This is a genomic window from Bradyrhizobium sp. Kon10 (genome assembly GCF_055807395.1).
The window spans coordinates 1-257 of sequence record NZ_JBVVOZ010000285.1 but is presented as its reverse complement, the minus strand read 5'-3'; the positions used below and the strand labels follow the sequence as shown (position 1 = coordinate 257).

The following is a 257-nucleotide window of genomic DNA, read 5'->3' as shown; positions in this document are numbered from 1 at the left end:
ATCGTCGTAGGCGACGTCTATCTTGCCGCGAATCTGCCGACGAGCATCGTCGGAGATACAGATGCCGCCGGGGTCGGCTATGCTTTCTAGGCGCGCGGCGATGTTGACGCCATCGCCGAAGATGTCGTTGTCATCAAGGATTATGTCGCCGATGTGGATGCCGATCCGGAATTCGATCCTGATTGCCGGGGAGACGTCGGCGTTCTGCGCCGCCATTCCGCGCTGGACTTCGACCGCACTGCGCGCCGCGTCCACCG

The 257-nt window shown here is 62.3% G+C and carries 1 protein-coding gene; it reads right to left on the bottom strand.

The window, feature by feature from the left end; genetic code table 11:
• The coding region (locus tag AC0L2O_RS37050; RefSeq protein ID WP_473373238.1) for an adenylate/guanylate cyclase domain-containing protein at nt 1-257 on the bottom strand (257 nt) is incomplete at both ends.